Raw genomic sequence first — 21922 nt, forward strand, 5'->3', positions numbered from 1 at the left:
GCATCACGGTCTGCAACATGGAGAACTTCGACCCCATCGGCATCCACACGGGCGAGAGCATCGTGGTGGCCCCGTCGCAGACGCTGAGCAACCGCGAGTACCACAAGCTGCGCTCTATCGGCATCCAGACCATCCGCCACCTGGGCATCGTGGGCGAGTGCAACATTCAGTACGCGCTGGACCCCGCCTCGGAAGACTACCGCGTGATTGAGGTCAACGCCCGCCTGTCGCGCTCCTCGGCCCTGGCCTCGAAAGCCACGGGCTATCCGCTGGCCTTCGTGGCCGCCAAGCTGAGTCTGGGCTACTCGCTCTCAGAGCTCAAAAACAGCGTCACGCAAACGACGTCGGCCTTTTTTGAGCCGGCCCTGGACTACGTGGTGGTGAAGCTGCCGCGCTGGGATTTGGGCAAGTTCACGGGCGTCAACCGCCAGATTGGCTCGGCCATGAAGAGCGTGGGCGAGGTGATGGCCATCGGCAAAACGTTCGAGGAAGCTATCCAGAAGGGCCTGCGCATGCTCGATACCGGCAAGCGCGGCTTCGTGGCCAACCGCCCCGAGGACGCGCTGGATAACGCCGCCCTGGACCAGCTGCTGAGCGCGCCCAACGAGGAGCGCATCTTTGCCATAAACAGCGCCTTTGAGGCCGGCTACACGCTGGAGCAGGTGCACGAGCTCACGCGCATTGACCACTGGTTTTTGCAGCGCCTGCTCACCATTTTCTCCTTGGGCCGGCAGCTGGCCGCCGGTCGCGCCACCGGCCTCGATGGATTGGAAACCAAGCTGCTGCGCGAGGTGAAGAAAGCCGGTTTCTCGGACCAGCAGCTGGCCGTGCTGCTGCTGGGCGAGGGGGATGTGAAGGCGGACGAGCTGCGCGTGCGGGCCCGCCGCAAGGCCCTGGGCGTGCTGCCCGTGGTGAAGCAGATTGACACGCTGGCGGCCGAGTTTCCGGCCCGGACCAACTACCTCTACCTCACCTACCACGGCACCGAACACGATTTGGCGCCCGAAACCGAGCAGTCCATCCTGGTGCTGGGCTCGGGCGTGTACCGCATCGGCTCGTCGGTCGAGTTTGACTGGTGCGGCGTGCAGGCCGTGCAGACGGCGGCCGAGGAGGGCTACAAAACCATCCTCATCAACTACAACCCCGAAACCGTCTCGACCGACTACGACGTGAGCGACCGGCTCTACTTCGAGGAATTGAGCTTCGAGCGGGTAATGGACGTGCTGGATTTCGAGCAGCCCGGCGGCGTTATCCTGAGCACCGGCGGCCAGATTCCCAACAACCTGGCCATGCGCCTCGAAGAAGCCCAGGCGCCTATTCTGGGCACCACGGCCGCCCACATTGATGAGGCCGAGAACCGCCACAAGTTCTCGCGCATCATGGACGAGCTGGGCATTGCCCAGCCGCGCTGGAAGGAGCTCACGTCGCTCGAGGCCATGGAGCAGTTCGTGCACGAAGTGGGCTACCCCGTGCTCATCCGCCCGAGCTACGTGCTGTCGGGCGCGGCCATGAACGTGGTGTCCAACGCCTTCGAGCTGGAAGAATTCCTGAAAGCGGCCAAAGAAGTAAGCGCCGAGTACCCGGTGGTCGTGTCCGAGTTCATGCAGGAAGCCAAGGAAATTGAGCTCGACGCGGTGGCCGACAAGGGCGAAATCGTGAGCTACGCCATCAGTGAGCACGTCGAGTTTGCCGGCGTGCACTCGGGCGACGCGACCATGTACTACCCGCCCCAGCGCGTGTACGTGGGCACCATCCGCAAGCTCAAACGCATTGCCGAGCAGGTGGCCCGGCGCTACGCCATCAGCGGCCCGTTCAACATCCAGTTTCTGGAGAAAAACGGCGCTATCAGCGTAATCGAGTGCAACCTGCGCGCCGCCCGCAGCTACCCCTTCGTGTCGAAAATATCGGGCAACAACCTCATCCAAAAGGCCACCCAGGTGCTGCTGGGCAAGAAAGTGGCCCGCGACGAGAGCGAGCGGGTGTACGATTTGCCCTTCGTGGGCGTGAAGGCCCCGCAGTTCTCCTTCACCCGCCTGCCCGGGGCCGACCCGGTGCTGCGCGTGGACATGGTCAGCACGGGCGAAGTGGGCTGCCTGGGCGACACGGCCGAGGAGGCGTTGCTGAAGGCCATGCTGAGCGTGGGCTACCAGATTCCGCAGAAGTCGGTGCTCATCAGCGGCGGCCCCATCACGTCGAAAGTGGCGCTGCTTTCCGTCACCCAGCTGTTGGTGCGCAAGGGCTACCAGGTGTACGCCACGCTGGGCACCCACCGCTTTTTCACCGAAAACCACGTGCCCAGCTCCCTGCTCTACTGGCCCGACGAGCTGCAGGAGCCCAACGTGCTGACGTACCTGAAGGAGAAGAAAATCGACCTGGTCATCAATATCCCCAAAAACCTGAGCAAGGGCGAGCTGGACAACGACTACACCATCCGCCGCACCGCCGTGGATTCGGGCGTGGGCCTGCTGACGAATGCGCGGCTGGCCAAGGCCTTCATCAAGGCCTTCTGCACGCTGGAAATGAAGGATCTGAAGATTAAAAGCTGGAACGAGTACAAGGCGATGTAGAGACGTCGGAACGAAAGAAAACAGAACGTCATGCTGAGCGAAGCCGAAGCATCTCTACCGTTTCGTTGTGGAAGTAATCATATACTATTGCGGTAGAGATGCTTCGACAAGCTCAGCATGACGTTCTGGTTTTTTCATAACACAGTTATCATTCGGAATTCATATGAAACTATTTATCTGGTCCACTCTATTGGCAACTGTTCTTGTGGCCGAACCACCGATTCTAGTATACAAAGGCGGCCGCTGGGGTTATTCAGGAATTACCCTCACCATCCAGCCAGATTCGACTTTACCTATTCTTCCTGGTATCATCACAGCAAGGGTGTGTCAAAGGACAAAGGCCTTTGGCAGCGACGAGGAAATTTCTTTGTGTTGGACTCGCGTAGCAAAAAGAAAGGGTTCTTTCATAAAGAGTCCTTCAGAATTGTAGGTGACACGCTTAAGCTTTACTCAAAGGAAGACTCTATTAAGGATTACGATTTTTACAGACGCTATAACACACTTATTCTCCGGCATAAACCCATTTAGGAGTTCAAACCTTGCAACGAACTGCGAAATGCAATTTCGCGCTACAATAACTCATGAAAAACTTTACCTCCTTCGCCGACGCGGGCGACTATAACGCCCTGTTGCAGCAAGCCCTGGAAATCAAGGCCAACCCGTACGGCTACCAGCACGTCGGGCGCAACAAAACCGTCGGGCTCATCTTCTTCAATCCCAGTTTGCGCACCCGGCTTAGCTCGGTGAAGGCGGCCTACAACCTCGGGGCCCAGGTGTGGGTGCTGAACGCCGGCACCGACTCGTGGACGCTGGAAACGGCCGACGGGGCCGTGATGGACGGCTCGACCCAGGAGCACATCAAGGAGGCCATTGCCGTGATGAGCCAGTACTGCGACGTGCTGGGCGTGCGCACCTTCCCCACGCTCACCGACCGCGAGGCCGACTACGGCGAGGTGTTCTTCAACAAGATTATGCACTACGCCACGGTACCCGTCATCAGCCTCGAAAGCGCCACGTTGCACCCGCTGCAAAGCTTCACCGACCTGCTGACGGTGGCCGAAACCAAGCAGCAGGAGCGCGTGAAAGTGGTGCTCACCTGGGCCCCGCACGTGCGCGCCCTGCCCCAGTGCGTACCCAACTCGTTCTGCGACTGGTTCACCGATATCGACTGGGTTGATTTGGTTATCACCCACCCCGAGGGCTACGAGCTGGACCCGCGCTTCACCCGCGGCGCCCGCATCGAATACGACCAGCACAAGGCCCTGGCCGGCGCCGACTACGTGCAGGCCAAGAATTGGAGCAGCTACTACGATTACGGCCAGGTACTCAGCACCGACCCCAGCTGGATGCTCACACCCGAGCACATAGCCCTCACCAACGACGCCAAGTTCCTGCATTGCCTGCCCGTGCGCCGCAACGTGGAAGTGTCGGATGCCGTGCTCGATTCGCCCAACTCGCTTATCATTCAGGAAGCCGGCAACCGCACCTTCGCCATGCAAACCGTGCTACACGAGCTTCTTAAATAAAGTATATAATTGAGGCAAAGTAAAACTGCGGTCTAGGAAATGCGTTGAAGCCCTAAATTCGAAATAACCGTCCGGTTGCTCCGAAATTCTCACCCTAGTTTCTTTCCTTCCTGACCATGAAAAAGCTATTTGTTTTTGCCGCCGTATTCGTATTTGGTGCTACTGCTGCTAACGCGCAAACCACTAACACCACCACGACTACCACCACTCCCCAGCAGAGCACGACCACGCAGACGGACCCGGCTACTGGCACGATGAATTCGACCACTACTACCGCCCCAGCTACCACTACTACTGTGGAAACGAAGTCGGATGCCACCGTAGCTCCTATGACAGAGGCTACTACGATGCCGACTGACGTAAAGGTGAAAGACAAGAAAAAGAAGTCGAAGAAGAAAATGAAAGCCAACGACTAACTGCACAGCACGCGGGCTACCGCATCTGGCAGAGAAAGCCTGATTGCCTTATAGGCAGTCAGGCTTTTTTTGTCTGACGTAAAACGCCGGTACTCGGGCATCGGTCAGTTTCGGCCTAGCCTTTTTAGGGCTAAATTTGTGGCAATGTTCCTATTGCCTGCCGCCGCCCGCTTCCCGTTTTTAGTATTGATTGCCTGCCTGCTTATCGGTTTGCCCCGAGAGGTGTGGGCCCAGGACGCCGGAGTGCCGCCGAAGCGGGAGCTGCGAGGCGTATGGATTGCCACCGTGGAGAATATCGATTGGCCCAGCAGCCGCAACCTGAGCCCTGAGCAGCAGCGCCGCGAGTACCGCCGGATTCTGGACGACCACCAGCGCACGGGCATCAACGCGGTGTTTGTGCAGGTGCGGCCCGCATCCGATGCCTTTTACGCCAGCGAGCTGGAGCCCTGGAGCAAGTGGCTGACCGGCACCCAGGGCAAGGCCCCCGCGCCCTACTACGACCCGCTGCCTTTCCTGATTGAGGAGGCCCACAACCGCGGCATGGAGTTCCACGCCTGGTTCAACCCCTACCGGGCTACCATGGACACGCTCACGCGCCGGCTCGCGCCCAACCACCCGTTCCGGCAGCACCCCGAGTGGTTTTTGCGGTTTTCGGGCAAGCTGCTCTACAACCCCGGCCTGCCCGAAGTGCGCGCCTACATCAACCGCGTGATTATGGACGTGGTGCGCCGCTACGACATCGACGGGGTGCATTTTGATGATTACTTCTACCCCTACCCGGAGGCCCGGAAGGTGATTGAGGACCAGGACGCCTTCGCCCGCTTCAACCCTGATAACCTAAAGCTGGCCGACTGGCGCCGCCAGAACGTGAACCTGCTCATCCGCGACTTGCATGACTCCATTCGGAGCACCAAGCGCTGGGTGAAGTTCGGCATCTCGCCCTTCGGCGTGTGGCGCAACCAGCGCACCGACCCCAACGGCTCCGATACCCGCGCCTTCGAGGGCTACGACGGCCTGTACGCCGACGCGCTGGAATGGACCCGCCAGGGCTGGGTGGATTACGTACTGCCCCAACTGTACTGGAGCACCGGCTTCGCCGTTGCCCGCTACCCCACGCTGGTGGAATGGTGGGCCCGCAACGCCAACGGCCGCCACGTGTACATCGGCCACGGCGCCTACCGCATGCTCGAAAATACCAAGGCCGACACCGTGTGGCGCAACCCGCGCGAGCTGCCCCGGCAGGTGCGCCTGAACCGCACGTTCCCTTCCGAGCTGCAGGGCAGCGTGTTCTTCAGCTCGAAGTCGCTTATGGCCAATCCGCTGCGTACCACCGATTCGTTGCGCCAGCACGAGTTCCGCTACCCGGCCCTGCCGCCCACCATGCCCTGGATTGACGCCGTGCCGCCGCTGCCACCCCAGCGCCTCACCCTCACGGCCAGCACCGCTGCCAACGTGCTCACTTGGCAGCCCGCCCCGCCTGCCCCCGATGGCGACCGGGCCAGCTATTACGCCCTCTACCGCTTCACGCCCGAGCAAACGCCCCGCCCCGACGACCCACGCAACCTGCTGGCCCTGGTACGCCCGCTCCCCGGCACCGGCCTCGTTTTCGCCGATACCACTGCCCGCCCCGGCCAGGCCTACGCCTACTACCTAACCGCCCTCGACCGCCTGCACAACGAAAGCCGCCCCGTGTGGGTGCGCACCACCGGCCGCGCCGCCGAAGTAATTGTAGCCCAGGCCCCGCCCGCGCCCGCGCCTGAACCAGCACCCGTTCCGGCCCCTGTAACGCCGCCCGTGCCCCAGCCGGCTGCCCCGCCCGTTGTGCCGGCCCCGCGCCCGCCCGTTGCGCGGCCTACTCCGGCTCCTACTAAAGTCAAAGTGAAAACCAAAAGCAAAAAGCGCGGTGGCTTCTTCGAGCGCATCTTCGGCGGCCGACGGTAGCTGGATGTAGCGCGAAGCTTCCGCTTTGCGTGTCGTTGCTGACTTCTGAATGATGACGCTCGACGATACGCGAAGCTTTTGCTTCGTGCTACAAGCTTACGGTCTTCTGTGGAAGTTCTGAGCGCCCTCCCGATACTATAAGTTCACCCAAAACAAAACTGCCCCGACTCAGACGAGTCGGGGCAGTTTTGTTTTGGGTGAACAGCTAACTACAGCGCCTTTATGGCCAGCGTAACGGCTACATCAGTGGCAGAAGTGCGGTTGAGGCTGGTGACGGTGAAGATGGCGTACTGATCGAGGCCACGCAGGCGGGCGATATAGACGTCGCCGATGAGCACATTATCGAGCTGGGCAACCTGGCTGGCGGCGGCCGTGGCCTGGTAGGTCTGGCGGATGCTGCTGAGCGTGGCGTTGGTGTAGGCCGCCGCGCCGCCGGTAGCCACGCGCACGAACTTCGTGGTGTTGAGGGCCTGCAGGCGTACCGCATTGCTGGCCGTGCTGGTAATGGCTACGTCTTTGGTGGCAACGGGAGAGGCGGCGGCTACGGGCGCGAAGGTGGTCAGGTCGAAGGCGGCCAAGTCGCCGCCGGTGGTGCCGGCGTAGCTAAGCGTGGCGGTACGGGCGGCGGCCAGCGGCGTGGCGGCTACGGGCGTGAGGGCCGCCGCCGTGGCCGTAGCCGAGCGGGTGCTTGGTGGCACACTCAGGAAGCGGCTCTTGGCTTCGAAGCGGAACACCACCGGCTGGCCCGCGCTGCCGGCCGGCAGTGCAACATCGACGTTCACGGTGGTGGCGGCTCCGCTCTGGGTGCCGGCTACCGGTACGCGCTGGCGGGCAAAGCGCCGCTCGGCGGCCGTGCCCACCTTCACGTAGGTAATCAGGCTGTCGAGATTATTATACAGAATGCCGGCAGCCGTGAGCGAGGAGGCGGTATTAATGCCGCCCTCGTTGATGAGTACCGGAAAGCGTACCACGTCGCCAGGAGCAGGGGCGGCGCCGGCTGGCAGAGTCACGTTGGTCGGGGCTTTCAGGCTGATAGTAGGCGTGGCTTCGGCCAGCCGGAAGCTGAAGTTACGGCCCTTGATCTGGCCGTTGGTGCTTACCAGTAGGGCATCCACCTTCACGTTGGCTTTGTTGGCCCCGGCCGGCACCACGTAGTTTACCACCAGCGTATCGGCCTGCCGGATGCGCGAGAAGGACGACTTGTACGGAATCGTAGTAACCAGCGTCGAGTCGCGGCCGGGCTCTATTTTCTGGTAAATCAGAATTTCCTTGATCGGGTCGGTTTGGGGAGCGAAGCGCAGCTCGAATGGCACTACCTCACCGGTCGCGTATTTGCTGGCCGTGCCCAGGGCGTTGGTGGAGAAGGTGGGGAACTGGGGCCCGACTTCGGAATAGTACGTATCCAGCTCCTTCTCGCAGCTGCTCAGCAGCAGCACCGCCGCCAGCGGCAGCAGCCGGGCCGGGCGGGAAAACAGAGGCGTAGAGTTCATATCAAAAGGGAAATAGTCGAAAGAAGAGAGTTAGAACGGGTAAGGCACCCGTCATGCTAAGCTTGCCGAAGCAGCCCTACCGTAACACACCCAGGCGTGGTAGCCGACGCTACAACGAAGCGGTAGAGATGCTTCGGCAAGCTCAGCATGACAGCTACTTTGGCAACGTCAGCACGCCAGATGCTTTGTGGTTTCAGTATGCCAAATGGCTTCTTAAGGCCGGTCGAACCACAGGGGCTTGCCGATGTAGTCGTCGTTGGTGGTGGCACCGGCTTCGGCGAACTGGCGGGCTACTTCTTCGGGGTTGTACAGGGTTTCGGTGGCACCCGGCAGCAGGCGGCGCGGGAAGCGCAACTTGGGGTCGGGGTTGCCCGATAGTTCGGCGTTGACGCTATTGCCGGTGGGGTACTGGAAGTTCACGTACACGTCGGAGCTGAAGTCGTAGCGGCGCATATCGGTCCACGACTCGGGGTTGAGGAACATAGCAATGTACTTCTGCTCCATGATGGCGCGGGGTACGGCGGGGTTGGTGGGCGAGGCCAACTGCTCGGGCGTCTGGGCTACGGCGGCGCTGTTGAGGTAGGCCGTAATCTGGGCCGCCGTGATGACGGGGAACGTAACATTTGGAGCGGCGGAGGTGCCGCCCACCCCGATTTTAGCCATGTGTGCCCGAATTCCCTCTTTGTACGCCGTCAGGGCCCGGGTTTTGTTGCCCGCTTTAAAGGCGGCCTCAGCCTCGATAAACTTGAGCTCGTGGTAGGTAATCACCTCGAAGTAGCCCAGGTCGCGGGCATACCAGCTGGCGTAGAAATCGGTGAGCGTGCTGCCCGGCGTGAGGTTGGTGCCGGCGGGCGTACCGGCTCCGGGAGCCGCCCCGGTGCTGGTGGTAGGCGCCATAATGCCGAAGCGTGGGTCGGTTACGCCCGGAAACGTAGTGCCATCGAGATAGTCGAGGAAGTTGTTCGAGAACGTGGCCGTGCCGAAGTTGGCGCGCGTGGTGCCGAAGATGTTGGTGGTATTGACCTGAGGCGCTACGGCTGCCTGGAACTGCAGCTGGGCATCGTCGGCACTGTTCTCAAATCCCTTGTCGACCAGGGCCAGCACGGCGTTGGGGTCGTAGCTGGCTTTCTTGGTGAGGTGGTTGAGCTGCCGGGCCTTGAGGGAGTAAGCCAGCTTAACCCACTTGGTCGGATCGCCTTTATACAGAATGTCGCCACTCTCGCTGGGTGTGGTGCTGTAGAAGGCCCGCGTGTTTTCGCTGGCGGGCTTGCTCATCTCCACAATACCCTCGTCGAGCAGCTGGTTGATGGACGCGTACAGCTGCTCCTGCGAGTCGTACTTGGGCTTGTAGTTGGCCCCGCCCTGGTAGGCTTCACTGTAAGGCACGTCGCCCATCATGTCGGTGAGGTGGGCCAGAATCAAGGCCTGCATAATCTTGCCCGCGCCCACGTAGTACACCGAGCCCTCGGCCTGCGCCGCCTGTATCATGGGCGGAATGTTGCCGCCCGATTGAAAGTAGGAGTAGTTGAACGTGTTGGTGCTCTGGGCGTTGGTGAAACGGTACTGGTCGTTGCCGCCGCTGTTCACGGTGCGGCTCACAATGTACTGCTCGATATACGGCGTACGCAGGCTGGTGAACATCTGCGTTTGAATGCCGTTGGCGATGATGTTGGGCAGCAGGAAGTTGGGCGAGGCCTCGGAGGGGTTGTTGGGGTTGTCGTTCACGTCGAGAAAACTCTCGCACGAGCTCAAAGCCCCGGTTCCACCCATAAGCAGCCCCAGAAACAGAAGATACTTTTTCATCGGTTAAATCAATTTTAAAGCTAATAGCTGATGGCGGGTAGCTTTCAGCTGCTGGCGGGGGGGGCTTTTCCACAGAAAAGCTAATGGCTAACAGCTAAAAGCTACCAGCTTAAAATGTAACGCGCAGGCCCATGTCCACGCCACGGGTGGCGGGCACGTTGCCGTAATCGAAGCCGTTGGAGCCGCCGCCGCGCACACCCGAGCCGGAAGCCGCCGTTTCAGGGTCGGCTCCGCTGTATTTGGTCAGCAAAACCAGGTTGCGGCCGGTTACGTTCAGCTCCAGGCCCTTGATAACGCCGGTGCGCTCCAGTAGCGCGGCCGGCAGCGCGTAGCTGAGCGTGGCGTAGCGCAGGCGCGTCCACGAAGCATCCTCGATGAAGGGCGTACCCACCGCGCCCAGAATGTTCTGGTAGTAGCCCTGGGTCAGCTCGACGGGACGGGCGTTGGGCGAGTAGGTGCCGTCAGCATTGGTCACCACGCCATCGAACACTACCTCCTTATAGCGTTCGGTGGTGCGCGGGCCGGTGCCTGTAGAGGTACTGTACAGGTCGTTGCCATTGACTACTTTGCCACCCACCCGGAAATCGAGCAGGAAGCTCAGGCCCAAGCCCTTGTAGCTGACCGTGTTGGTAAGCTGCGTGGTGAAGCGCGGGGCCCGGTTGCCAACGTAGGTGAACGTGTTGCCCGGAATAGGATAGCCGGTGGTGGGGTTGATGAGCATCTTGCCGAAGTCGGGACTCTCCGGGTTCGTGACGCGCTGGAAATCGTAGGCGGCAATGCCCGTAATGGGCCGGCCCACAAAAGCGCCGCCTTGGTGCACGTTGGTAATAAAGGCATCCGACTGAAACACCACCGTCAGCGGCGACGGCAGCGACTCGGTGCGGTTGGTGTTGTGGTAGAAGTTGGCCAGAATGTCCCAGCTAAAGCCCGACGCCGAACGAACGGGCGTGCCGCTGAGCGTTATTTCCTGGCCTTCGTTGGTTACCACCCCGCCGTTGATATACTGCAGAATGAAGCCCGTGGCCTGGCTGACGCGCGGGGCAATCAGCTGGTCTTTGGTGCGCGAGAAGTAGTAGTTGAAATCGAAGCCCAGCCGGTTCTGGAAGAACTGCAGGTTAACGCCGGCCTCGTAGGAGCGAGTTTGCTCGGGCTTGAGCAGCGGGTTGGAGCCGAAGAAGTCGTTGCGGAAGCCGCCCCCGATGTAGGTGTTGCTTGTGAGTGGCGACAGTACCCGGTAGGGGCCCGTGTCGCGGCCTACCTGGGCCACCGAGGCCCGCAGCTTGCCGTAGTTGAGGATGCTGTTCTGCTCCAGGCCCAGTGTGCGGGTAAACTCGTAGCCCAGCGCGGCCGAGCCGTAGCCAAAGCCCTTGCCGAATATCTTGCCCTCATCGGGCCGCGGCAGCGTCGACGACTTGTCGTAGCGGCCCTGCAGCTCCACAATCACCTGGTCGAAGAGCGTGGCGCTCAGTTGGGCGAAGTTGCCCACCAGCCGGCGCGTGCTCACCCGCTGCAGGGCGTTGCGGTTTACCGTGTTGTTGATGCTCACGAAGGTTGGATTCTGGAAAACCAGGCCTATGTAGTCCACGGCCTCGGAGCGGCTCTGCTCAATGGTATTGCCCAGAATCAGCGAGCCGCGCAGGTTTTCGCTGAACGTGTGCTGGAACGAGGCCAGGGTGGTGGCCGTAATCAGCCGGTTCAGGTCCACGGTTTCGGCAATGCCGCCGTTCTGGTTGCCCACCTGCGAGGTGCCCACCGCCCGCACCGAAGTCGAGTGCGTGCTGGCCAGGTCGGTGCCAATGTTGTGGCTTACCGTCAGGAAGGGCAGTACCTTGAAGCTGAGCTGGGTGTTGCCCAGAAAGCGGTTGGTGCGGTCGGTCTGAGGGTTGAAAATGGCCGACCAGTAGGGGTTGTCCGCGTCGACGTCGGTGCCGTTGTTGGGCGGCAGCAGGCGGCGGCGGGTACCATCGGCGTTGAGGTAAATGCGGGCGTCATCGTTCTGAGGCCAGTTCAGCAAACTCAGCAGAAAGCCGCCCTGCGAGCCAAACAGCCCCGGGCCCTGCAGCGTGCGCCGCCCGCCCGAGTTCAGATACTGGGCCGAGCCCGTTACGTTAAACTTGGGCGAAAGCTGGGCCGTGCCCGAAAGGCGCACCGTGGTTTTGTCGTACTTGTTTTCGGGCGTTACGCCGCTCTGGTCGAGCCGCGAGGCCGACACAAAAAACGTGGCCTTCTCGGTGCCGCCCGACATGTTCAGGAAGTTCTGGAAGGCATAGCCCTTATCGAAAAAGTTGGGCAGGTTATCGAACTGCGCCTGGCCCGGCGCGAAACGTGGCCCCCACGAGTTGCGGGTGGTGGCGTCGAATACGCCATTCGAGCCCTGCTGGTACTGGTCCTGCGTTTTGGGTAACCGGTTCACCTCATCCACCGAAAATTGTGTGCGGTAGTTGATGGTGGTGCGGCCGGCGGTGCCCTTTTTGGTGGTGATAACCACGGCCCCATTGGCAGCCCTCAGGCCGTAGAGGGCCGCGGCGGCCGGGCCTTTCAGCACCGTCATGCTGGCAATATCTTCGGGATTAAGGTCGCCGGCGCGGTTGGGCGTACCCACCGAGCGGCCCAGCAGTCCGTTGAACTGCGAGCCCCCGCCGGGTGCCGTGCTTTCCTGAAACGACGAGTTGTCCATAATCATCCCGTCGATAATGAACAGGGGCTGGTTGTCGCCGTCGAGCGAGGTGCCGCCCCGGATGACGATGGCCGAGCCCTCGCCTGGCGAACCGCCCGATGAGGTGATGTTGACGCCCGCCACCTTGCCCTGCAGCGCATTCACGATGTTGGTCTGGCGCGAGTCGATAATGTCCTTGGCCTTCACCTCCTGCACCGCCGTTACAATGTCGCGCCGTTCCTGGGCAATATTGTAGCCGGTAATCACCACGTCGCTGAGGGCCGTGGTATTTTCTTTCAGCGCAATGCTGATGGGCCCGTCGGCGGCATCCACGGCCCGCTCCTGGGTGGTGTACCCGATAAAGCTGAACGAGAGCGTGCTGCCTACCGGGGCCGCTACCGAGAACCGCCCTTCCGAGTCGGTGGTGGCGCCAATGCTCGTGCCCTTCACAATTACAGTTACGCCGGGCAGTGGCGAGCGGTCGAGGGCGGCCGTTACAACGCCCGTTACGGTACGCTGCGCCGTTGTCTGGGCCCAAACTGCCTGGGGTGGCAGGGCCAGCGCGGCCCCCAACACAGGGGCCAGCCAGTAGAGTTTTTGCATGATGCAGGGAGAAGAGTGGTGGGAAGATAGCGTTGCTAGGGGCTAAAGCTGTCGGCGCGGGGCTGGAATCAGGTGGTTGGAAGTGCGCCCAAAGGACCCAAATAAAGCGGTTCGAGCGGCATGTAAGGGTACTAAGATGCTCATAAAGTTGAAAAAGGACTAGGTTTAGTCAAAGTATATTGTCCGGCCGAGTGCCCAGCGGCTGGCCGGATGGCCGGTTACAGCGCACCGCGCCCGGTGCCAACCACGGCCGGCTACCCGCTTTTCTCTGCTTCACCATGACTACTGCTACCACCCAGGCTGCCCTCGAAACTACCGACGCGCAGCCGCTGGCCGAACCGAAGGAAAGCGTAAGCCAGGCCTCACAGCCGGCCCGCCTCATCAGCCTCGACGTGTTCCGGGGCCTCACGGTGGCAGCCATGATTCTGGTGAACAACCCCGGCGACTGGGGCCACATCTACGCTCCGCTGGAGCACGCCAAATGGCACGGCTGCACGCCCACCGACCTGATTTTCCCGTTTTTCCTGTTCATCGTGGGCGTCAGCATCAGCTACGCGCTGGGTGCGGCGCGGCAGCAGCCGGCCACCCACGGCGCTGCTATGCTGCGGGTGCTCCGGCGGGCGGCGTTGCTGTTTGGGTTGGGGCTTTTGATGGCGCTCTACCCGAAGTTCGAGTTCGGTACCGTACGGATTCCCGGCGTACTGGCCCGCATTTCGTGGGTGTTTCTGGCCTGCGGTATTCTGTTTCTGAAAACCAGCCGCCGCCAGCAAATCGGGCTGCTGGTGCTGTTGCTGGTAGGCTACAATGTGTTGCTGCAGCTGGTGCCGGTGCCCGGTTTCGGGCCAGCTAACCTGGAGCCCGAAACCAACCTCGGCGCCTGGCTCGATAGGGTGGTGTTTACCGAGGCGCATCTCTGGAAGCAAAGCCGCACCTGGGACCCCGAAGGCCTGCTGGGCACGCTGCCGGCCATTGCCACCGGCCTGCTCGGGATACTGACGGGCCAGTACCTACGCCGCCGCGAGCTGGAGCCGGCTGTGCGGGTGGCCCAACTGTTCGTGGCCGCCGCCGGCCTCATCGTGGCCGGCCTTATCTGGAATGAGTGGTTTCCCATCAACAAAAGCCTCTGGACGAGCTCCTACGTGCTGTATACCGGCGGCCTGGCTACGGCCGCGCTGGCCTTGCTCTACTGGCTCTGCGACGCCCAGGGCCGCCGCGGCTGGTGGACGCGCTTCGGGCAGGTGTATGGTGTGAATGCCATTACTGTGTTCTTCCTATCGGGCATTGTAGCCAAAACGCTGGGCGCTATCAAGGTTACGGCCGCCAACGTGTCGCTCAAAAGCTGGCTCTACAACACATTCTTCACGCCTTATTTCAGCCCCGTTAATGCCTCGTTGGCTGGGGCGCTGGTGTGCGTGCTCATCTGGTTTGGAGTGCTGTGGCTGATGTACCGAAAGGGCGTTATTATCAAGGTGTAGTTAACTGGGCAACGCTGAGACGCACCCTTGCGTCTCGGCGTTGAACGACAATACCTGCGCCGCCCGGGGTAGCAGGCTCAGCGTCGTCAGCAACGTTTTAGGATCAGTATGCCGCTTCCCGGCTTGTCCGAGCAGCCCGGCAATGCACAGGAACTGGTGCATCATGCGTCCTAGCATCTGATATGACGCTCTTGTAGAGCTTCAGGCCAACGCTTTCTCCCGCGCAGGGGCGCAGAAGATAAGCGCGGAGGTTCGCAGAGAATGACCTCCGCAAACCTCCGCGCTTATCTTCTGCGCCCCTCTGCGAGAAACCGGTTTTACTCTTCTACAGTCGTTTCCACTGCCGGCTTCTGACGGATGCTTTCCAGCGCCACCTGCAGCACGTTGGTACGCACATTGAGGCTGGAAATCTTGTTGTTGCGGCGCGTGGGGTTTACGCGGTTGGTAAGCACGATGCAAATCAGCTCCTCCTTGGGCTCGACCCAGAACAGGGTACCCGTGAAACCAGTATGGCCGTAGCTGGCCGGCGAGGCGCTTTTAGCCGAGTTCAGCCCGGGGTTGGTGGCCGGCCGGTCGAAGCCCAGAGCGCGGCGGTTGTCGGGGCAGAACTGGCAGCGGGTGTACTCGGCCAGGGTTTCCGACTTGATGAGCTGTTGCCCGCCGTAGCGCCCGTTCCAGGCGTAGAGCTGCACGAGCTTGGCCAAATCGTTGGCCGAACCAAACAGGCCCGCATGGCCCGACACGCCCCCGAGCAGGGCCGCGCCCTCGTCGTGCACCGTGCCGTGCAGCTGGCCGTGGCGGAACAGCGAGTCGTACTCGGTGGGCGCAATGCGGCTCAGCGGGAAGCGCCGGGTGGGGTTGAAGCCTAGTGTGGTGGCGCCCAGCGGCCCGTACAGCTCGTTGCGCACGAATTGGTCGAGCGGCTTGCCCGAGGCGGCCTGCACGAAGCGTGGGTACATGATAAACGACAGGTCGGAGTACACGTAACCGGGCTTTTCATTCAGCGGCGACTTGGCAATAGCCTTGGTAATCAATTCCGGGAAATTCTGGCGCGCCCACAGGCCCGGGCCGGCCGGCAGCGGGAACCGAGCCGACGAATCGGGACGGAAGTAGCGGCGGTTCAGCTCGGCGGGCTGAGTGAGCGAAACGGTGGTGGCGGCCGGGCTCTTGCCGAACAGGGAGTTAAACAGGCCGCGGGGCTTGGTGTAGTCTTTCCAGAACGGAATCCAGGACTTAAGGCGGGCCTGATGGGTGAGTACGTCGCGCAGCTTCAGGTCCTGCTTGTTGGTGCCTTTGAACTCCGGGAACAGCTGGCCCAGCGTCCTATCGGGCGAGAATTTGCCTTCGTCCTGTAGCTTCATCAAAGCCGGTAGCGCGGCGCTTACTTTCGTGAGCGAAGCCAGGTCATAGAGGTCGTTGTTGCGTACCGGCCGCGACTTCGAGCCGTAGGTTTGGGTGCCGTAGCTTTTGCGCAGCACCACCGTGCCGCGGCGCGCAATCAGCACCTCGCCGCCCGGGAAGGCCCCGGCCGCCAGCGCCCCATTCATTATTGAGTCGACCCGACTTTCCAGGTCATTGCTCATGCCCACCGCCTCCGGGAAGCTGTAGCGTAGCCGTGTGCCCCCGGCCGTGGCCAGCCCAGCTCCGTAGCCGTAGCTGCGCGAAACGGTAACCGGCAGCTTGCCGCTGGCCGAGATGCCACCGAAAATAGCCTCGGCGGCCACTTCCTGGGCGTTTTGGCTTTCCTGGTAGGCCAGCACCACGGCCCCGGCGCGGTTCAGGTCGCGCAGGCGGTCTACGGCGTAGGCCGTGCCAAACACACTTACTACCAGCTGCTGACCTTTACCGCCCAGTTCGCGCAGCAGCACGTTCATCTCGGGCGTTACGCCGAAGCCCGTAGCAGGCTGGCGGCCCAGGTTGTTTACGCCCACCAGCACCGTGTTGTAGGGCTTCAGGGTTTCGCGCATCTTCGTCAGCTCATCGAGCGAAGGCGAAGCGGGCAGCCAGAAGTGGCGCACGGGTGCGTAATCGGCCACCCGGCGCTGGAACGCGGTGGTGTCGGTGGTGCCGAGCGTGAGGGTGGCCAGCCGCAGCGTGTCGAGGCGCTGCAACGGCAGCAGGCTTTGCTGGTTGCGCAGCACCGTTACGCTCAGCTCCGACAGCTGCCGGCTCAGGTACTGATCGTGGGGCGTATTCAGGTCGGCAATGATGTTCTTCAGCTCTATGGGCTGGTAGCGGTCCAGGCCCGACCACTGCTTCAGGGCCAGCACCTTGCGGCAGCGGCGGTCAATTTCAGCCTGGGTTATCTGGCCTTTGGCTATGGCCTCGCGCACCATGCGCAGTGCCAGCGGAATATCCTCGCTGAACTCCAGAATGTCGTTGCCGGCCAGCAGGGCGCGCACGTCGGCCTCACCGGCAGGGTACTTGCTGGTCACGCCCTTCATGTTCATGGCATCGGTGAAGATGATGCCCTCGAAGCCCATCTTCTGGCGCAACAGGCCTTCAATAATCGGCTTGGAAAGCGTGGAGGGTACGCCGGTGGTGTCGAGGGCCGGGATGTTGAGGTGGGCCACCATCATGCCGCCCAGGCCTTTAGCCATCAGCTCCCGGAACGGAAACAGCTCCAGCGTATCGAGCCGCTGCCGGTCAACTCGCAGCAGGGGCAGAGCGAGGTGCGAGTCCACGTCGGTGTCGCCGTGGCCGGGGAAGTGTTTGGCCACGGCCAGCACGCCCGCATCCTGCATGCCCTGCATGTACTGCAGGCTCTTTTCGGTTACGTTTTCGCGGTTTTCGCCCCAGCTCCGGAAGCCGATAACGGGGTTCTGGGCGTTGTTGTTGATGTCGACGACGGGCGCGAAATTGACGTGCATGCCCAGCCGTTTGAACTGCGCGGCCACCTGCCGGCCCATCTGGTAGATGGGCGCATTGTCCTTCAGGCCACCCAGGCTCATCTGGAACGGGAAGCGCACCACACTATCCAGGCGCATGCCCACGCCCCACTCGGCATCCATGGCCACCAGCAGCGGCACAGTGCTTTGGCTTTGGTAGCGGTTCAGCAGCCGGCTCTGGCGCACGGGCCCGCCCTGAAAGAAAATCAGCCCTCCGATGCCGTATTTCTGAATGAGCGCCGACACTGAATCCTCGTCGGCGCGGGTGCGGTTGGAGTAGGCGGCCACCATGAACAGCTGGGCCACGCGCTGGTCGGGCGTGAGCGTAGCCATCACCGAATCAACCCAGCGCGAGCCGGCCATTTGCCCGGCAAACGGCACGGGCTGGTTGCGCGGCGGGGCTGGTTTGGAAGCAGTCGGCATGTTAACCGGGCGGGTAGCAGAGCGGCGCTGGGCCGTGGCCGTGGTGGCGGCGGCAAGCAGGGCAAGCAGGAGGGTAAACCGGCGGAAGTAAACCAAGACGGGCAGTAGTGAAGGATGAGGGGGGTGGCGTCAATTTACGGCATGCAACGCGAAGGCGCGGCGGGCCGGCGCTTATTCCAAGCGGATTGCCTGCTCGTAGAAGACGTTGCCAGCCTCGCCGCGCAACGACATATCCAGCAGCAACCGACCTTCGGGCGCCCGGAAACGGAACAATGCATAGTGCTTCTGATTGACCAAAGGCCCTACCCGTAGCGCGTTTGGCTCGCTGGTATTCTGGGTGGCTGGGTGCGTCAGGCCGCTCGATGTTACCTCCAGCACCGGCCGCGCCAGCCCCGGCACCGCCAGCTCCGACACCTCGCCAATGTGCCGGTCGCCGCTGACGAGTAGCAGACCTTTCGGTTGGGTTTCAGAAAAAAGGTCGAGCAGGCGTTGGCGGGCGGCCGGGAAGTTGCTCCACTTCTCGTAGGGATGCTGGGTGGGCAGAAACTGGATGCCCGAGCCGATGATGTGGGCATCGGCATCGGAACCGGCCAGCTGGGCGCGCAGCCAGGCCCACTGCGCCTCGCCCAGCACGTCGCCGGTGAGATTGGGCTGGTACACCTTTTGGGCATCGCGGTAGAGCGGGTCCTGGAAATACCGGTCGTCGAGCAGCAGCACTTTCACCTTTTTACCGGCTACCCGGTACTCGTAGGCGGCATAAATTCCCTCTTGGCGGCGGCGGGGACTGTCGGCGGGCTCCTCCAGAAAATCGAGGGCCAGCTGCTGGTTCTGGGCCTTAAAGGGGTAGTGCTTGTCGCCGTCGTTGCGGCCGTAGTCGTGGTCGTCCCAGGTGCCGATGATGCGCGTGCCCTGCTCGCGCAGCTGGCGGTAGCCGGGGTTGCTGAACTGGGTAGCGTACTTGGCGCGCAGCACGGCTGGGTCGTCGGAGTCGCCGTAGATGTTGTCGCCCAACCACATCCACACGTCGGGCTGGTCGCGGGCAATATCGGCCCACAGCGGCTGGGGTAGGTTCTGGCGGCTGCACGAGCCGAACGCAATGCTCAGCTCGGCGCCTGTTTCGGCCGGCGCAACTGCAACAGCGGGCGCAGTAGCCAGAGGAGCCTTGGGTGAGCAGGCACCCAGCAAACCCAATAGAATCAATCGGCGGAAAGGCAGTTTCATACCCCAAAGATGCCTCGCAAGGCCCAAAGCTGCGCCGCTCAGTTACTTTTAGCGCGCTGGCCGGTTACGGTTCCATGCCTGAAAATCCTGAGCCCCGCCGCGCCTACCATTCCCACAGCGACATTCGCCTGTTCAAATTCATCGGCATCGGCCTGGGCTGCGCCTTTCTCACCGGCTTGGTGCTGATGGGCCTGGTGCTGTATTTTAGTTTGTAAACGAGGATTTAGGGCTAAAAAGAACGTCATTCAGAGCGAAGCGAAGAATCTCGCGTGCTACAGTAACCCCTATTGTGAGGAATACTGTGACACGCGAGATTCTTCGCTTCGCTCTGAATGACGTTCTTTTTGCTAACCGCTAACCGCTAACCGCTAACCGCTAACCGCTAACCGCTAACCGCTAGCGCCGGGCGGGCTTGCGGGTCTGGCCTTTTACCATCGAGCCGAAAGCGCCCTTTTTCTCGAACGCGGCTACCACTTCATCCTCGGCCGGGGTGCGCTTTACGACCGGGTTGTTGGCCCAGAATTCGGGGTCGTAGGGCTTGGCCCGGATGGCGTCCAGGTCCCGGTCGTTGAGGCTGGCCTGGGCATAGGGCAGCCGCGGGTTGGTGGTGCTCTGGTTGTAGAAGTAGGTGAACGACGATACCTTAATGGCCAGCGGCTCCTTGCCCGGCTCGGTCAGGTCAGTAGTCAGGTCCATTTTCATCAGCTCCAGTGGGGCCACACCGGCTTCTCCGCCGGGCTTAAAGGTCATTTCGATGGTGAGCTTGGCGTTGGTAAACTTCTGGCGCGGGTTGCTGGTGCTGCCCGTAAAGCTGGGCTGCACCACCCGGTAGCGCACTACCTGGTTGGTTTCCAGATCAATCCAGACGGTGCCCTGGGCCTGGTAGGCCAGCTCGGGCCGGGTTTCGAAACCTATTTCGGCAACCCCAACGGTCGAGTCTTCGCCCACAATGCCTTTCAGCTCCAGCAGGTAGTTTTTCTCGACGTTGGGGCTGAACAGGGCCAGCGAAGTGGTGCTGTCCTGCCGGATGTCGAAGAGGCCGTAGCGGCGGGTGTACACCGAGAAGTTGCTTAGGCTGATGGGGGCCTGCACGCCGGCGTAGCGGCCCTGGGCCAGCGTGGTGCCCTCAATGCGGGCGGGGTTGGATTTTACGTTCCAGACCACTTCCTGCAGTTCGGTTGGCTCGTCATCAATGCGCGTAATCTGGCGGTAAAAGGCACGGCCGTAGTAGCTGCGGCGGTAGTTGCGCGCCAGGTTCCGGAAGGCCCGGTCTACGAGCTGGAACGGGTAGCTGGCCACCTTCACTTCGGGTAGCACCACGGAGGCCGGAGCCAGTGTAATGTTCAGTAGCTCGCCGCCGGCCGTTACGCGCACCGTGTCGCGCATGTGGCTTAGCTCCGACACCAGCAGCTGAGCGGGCAGCTCCTTCACCACGAGCGTAAACTCGCCCTCCAGGTTGGTAGTGGTGCCGTTGGTAGTACCCAGCACGGCAATACTGGCGAAAGGCAGTACTTCCTGGGTTTCCCGGTCGCGCACCACGCCTCGCAGCTGCACCTGCGCCTGGCTAAGGTGGGCGAGGCCCAGCAAAACGAGCAGAAGAGGAAGAAAACGAATAACCGGCGGCGAAAAGCGGAAAGTTGGCATATACATTAAAGGGGAGAAGCCACCGGGCGGCAGCCAGAGAAGCAGTAACGCGGGCCGCTCCCAAAACCGTGCCCGAGCGCGTAAAAGTACGGCCAAAACCGAACCTGGACCGGCAATTGCAGGTAAGCGTTGGTATATTGGGGCAGTATCTGCTGCTCATTATTCGTTTTTTGGGGAAGATTTTCTTCAGCGTATTGGATGAAGCGCTTTGCCTTGAAACCGAACCAATCGGCCCCGAAAAACGAATAACTATCCATTGAAAACGAAAGCCTCCTTCCTATGATCAAGCGCGATTTTCTCAAAACCGGTCTGCTCACTGCCCTCGGAGCCCTCGTGAGCCCCACTTTGCTGGCCGCCGCCCACGATGAAAAACTACTGCGCGAAGCCCGCGCCACGCCCATTGCCGACGGGCCCTTCAGCCTGCCCGCGCTGCCCTACGCTTTTAATGCCCTGGAGCCCCACATCGACGCCCGTACGATGGAAATCCACCACGATGCCCACCACAAGGGCTATGTGAGCAAGCTGAACGCGGCCGTAATGGGCACACCAGCCGAAAAACTGAGCATGTCCGACTTGCTGGCTTCCATGAGTAAGCAGAGCGAAGCCGTACGCAACAACGCCGGCGGCCACTGGAACCACTCGTTCTTCTGGCTCACTATGACCCCCAAAGGTGGGGGGCAGCCTACCGGTAACCTTAAAGCAGCCATCGATAAGGATTTCGGTTCCTTCGATAAGTTCAGTGAGGAGTTCACCAAAGAGGCCAGCTCACGCTTCGGCTCGGGCTGGGCCTGGCTGATAGTAGACAGCAAAACCGGCAAGTTGGCCGTCACCTCGACCCCCAACCAGGACAACCCGCTCATGGATCTGCCCGGCAACCGGCGCGGCTTGCCTATAGTCGGCCTCGATGTTTGGGAGCACGCCTACTACCTCAAGCACCAGAACAAGCGCCCCGACTACATTAAAAATTTCTGGAACGTCGTCAACTGGCCCGAAGCCGGCCGACTCTACGACGCCGCCAAGAAGGGCTGAGTAGGCTAAAAGCTGAGGAGAAAAAGGCTGGGCCGCTGAACGTTACCATCAGGTTCGTTCAGCGGCCCAGCCTTTTTATGTTCGTGCAAAATTACCGGTTAAGTGCTCAAGCCGTAGCGCGAAGCTCCAGCTTCGCGTGCCGTTGCTGACTGCCAAATGACATCGTGCAACGATACGCGAAGCTGGAGCTTCGCGCTACATCCTGCAGCCTCGTTTGCGCAAGTCATATTGATGTGAGGA

14 protein-coding genes are annotated in these 21922 nt (G+C 61.5%); 8 read left to right on the forward strand and 6 right to left on the reverse strand.

Annotated elements, in window-relative coordinates; translation table 11 throughout:
• From carB to J7E24_RS03190, 4 genes are all read left to right on the forward strand, one after another.
• The coding region (carB, locus tag J7E24_RS03175) for a carbamoyl-phosphate synthase (glutamine-hydrolyzing) large subunit (protein WP_215135049.1) at positions 1–2567 on the forward strand (2567 nt) is incomplete at its 5' end.
• A gap of 581 nt (positions 2568–3148) precedes the next feature.
• A complete protein-coding gene (locus J7E24_RS03180) occupies positions 3149–4093 on the forward strand; it encodes an acetylornithine carbamoyltransferase (protein ID WP_215135051.1) in 945 nt (314 codons plus the stop codon).
• A gap of 116 nt (positions 4094–4209) precedes the next feature.
• Positions 4210–4509: a hypothetical protein gene (locus tag J7E24_RS03185; RefSeq protein ID WP_215135053.1), complete on the forward strand. Its 300-nt coding sequence runs from the start codon at positions 4210–4212 to the stop codon at positions 4507–4509.
• Between the two features lie 144 nt (positions 4510–4653).
• Positions 4654–6450, forward strand: coding sequence for a glycoside hydrolase family 10 protein (locus J7E24_RS03190; RefSeq protein ID WP_215135055.1), 1797 nt, complete (start codon positions 4654–4656; stop codon positions 6448–6450).
• A gap of 209 nt (positions 6451–6659) precedes the next feature.
• On the opposite strand, the gene J7E24_RS03195 is transcribed toward J7E24_RS03190, so the two are convergent.
• The 3 genes from J7E24_RS03195 to J7E24_RS03205 form a co-directional block, all read right to left on the reverse strand.
• Positions 6660–7940: a hypothetical protein gene (locus tag J7E24_RS03195; protein ID WP_215135057.1), complete on the reverse strand. Its 1281-nt coding sequence runs from the start codon at positions 7938–7940 to the stop codon at positions 6660–6662.
• 213 nt (positions 7941–8153) lie between these two features.
• The gene (locus J7E24_RS03200) at positions 8154–9743 is read right to left on the reverse strand and encodes a SusD/RagB family nutrient-binding outer membrane lipoprotein (RefSeq protein ID WP_215135059.1); all 1590 of its coding nucleotides are present in this window, start codon (positions 9741–9743) and stop codon (positions 8154–8156) included.
• Positions 9744–9852: 109 nt separating this feature from the next.
• On the reverse strand, positions 9853–13002 hold the full coding sequence (locus J7E24_RS03205; RefSeq protein WP_215135061.1) for a SusC/RagA family TonB-linked outer membrane protein: 3150 nt from the start codon (positions 13000–13002) through the stop codon (positions 9853–9855).
• 278 nt (positions 13003–13280) lie between these two features.
• Between J7E24_RS03205 and J7E24_RS03210 the strand changes: the two genes are divergently transcribed.
• Positions 13281–14477, forward strand: a complete 1197-nt coding sequence (locus tag J7E24_RS03210; protein WP_251046993.1) for an acyltransferase family protein — start codon at positions 13281–13283, stop codon at positions 14475–14477.
• A gap of 317 nt (positions 14478–14794) precedes the next feature.
• On the opposite strand, the gene J7E24_RS03215 is transcribed toward J7E24_RS03210, so the two are convergent.
• Together J7E24_RS03215 and J7E24_RS03220 are read right to left on the reverse strand one after the other, a co-directional pair.
• Positions 14795–17884, reverse strand: a complete 3090-nt coding sequence (locus tag J7E24_RS03215) for a glycoside hydrolase family 3 N-terminal domain-containing protein (RefSeq protein WP_251046994.1) — start codon at positions 17882–17884, stop codon at positions 14795–14797.
• 75 nt (positions 17885–17959) lie between these two features.
• Positions 17960–19009 carry an alkaline phosphatase D family protein gene (locus J7E24_RS03220; protein WP_215135065.1) on the reverse strand — a complete coding sequence of 350 codons (1050 nt, stop codon included), beginning with the start codon at positions 19007–19009 and terminating at the stop codon, positions 17960–17962.
• A 74-nt stretch (positions 19010–19083) separates the two neighbouring features.
• On the opposite strand from J7E24_RS03220, the gene J7E24_RS03225 reads away from it, so the two are divergent.
• Entirely contained in the window at positions 19084–19224 is a 141-nt protein-coding gene (locus J7E24_RS03225; protein WP_215135067.1) for a hypothetical protein, read from the forward strand.
• 181 nt (positions 19225–19405) lie between these two features.
• On the opposite strand, the gene J7E24_RS03230 is transcribed toward J7E24_RS03225, so the two are convergent.
• Positions 19406–20653: a carboxypeptidase-like regulatory domain-containing protein gene (locus J7E24_RS03230; RefSeq protein ID WP_215135069.1), complete on the reverse strand. Its 1248-nt coding sequence runs from the start codon at positions 20651–20653 to the stop codon at positions 19406–19408.
• Between the two features lie 68 nt (positions 20654–20721).
• Between J7E24_RS03230 and J7E24_RS03235 the strand changes: the two genes are divergently transcribed.
• Positions 20722–20913, forward strand: coding sequence for a hypothetical protein (locus J7E24_RS03235; protein ID WP_215135071.1), 192 nt, complete (start codon positions 20722–20724; stop codon positions 20911–20913).
• Between the two features lie 19 nt (positions 20914–20932).
• Entirely contained in the window at positions 20933–21682 is a 750-nt protein-coding gene (locus J7E24_RS03240; RefSeq protein WP_215135073.1) for a superoxide dismutase, read from the forward strand.
• The last annotated feature ends 240 nt before the right edge of the window (positions 21683–21922 follow it).

Origin of the sequence: Hymenobacter sp. ISL-91, from assembly GCF_018613725.1 — a bacterium.
In the GTDB taxonomy this organism is placed as follows: Bacteria; Bacteroidota; Bacteroidia; order Cytophagales; family Hymenobacteraceae; genus Hymenobacter.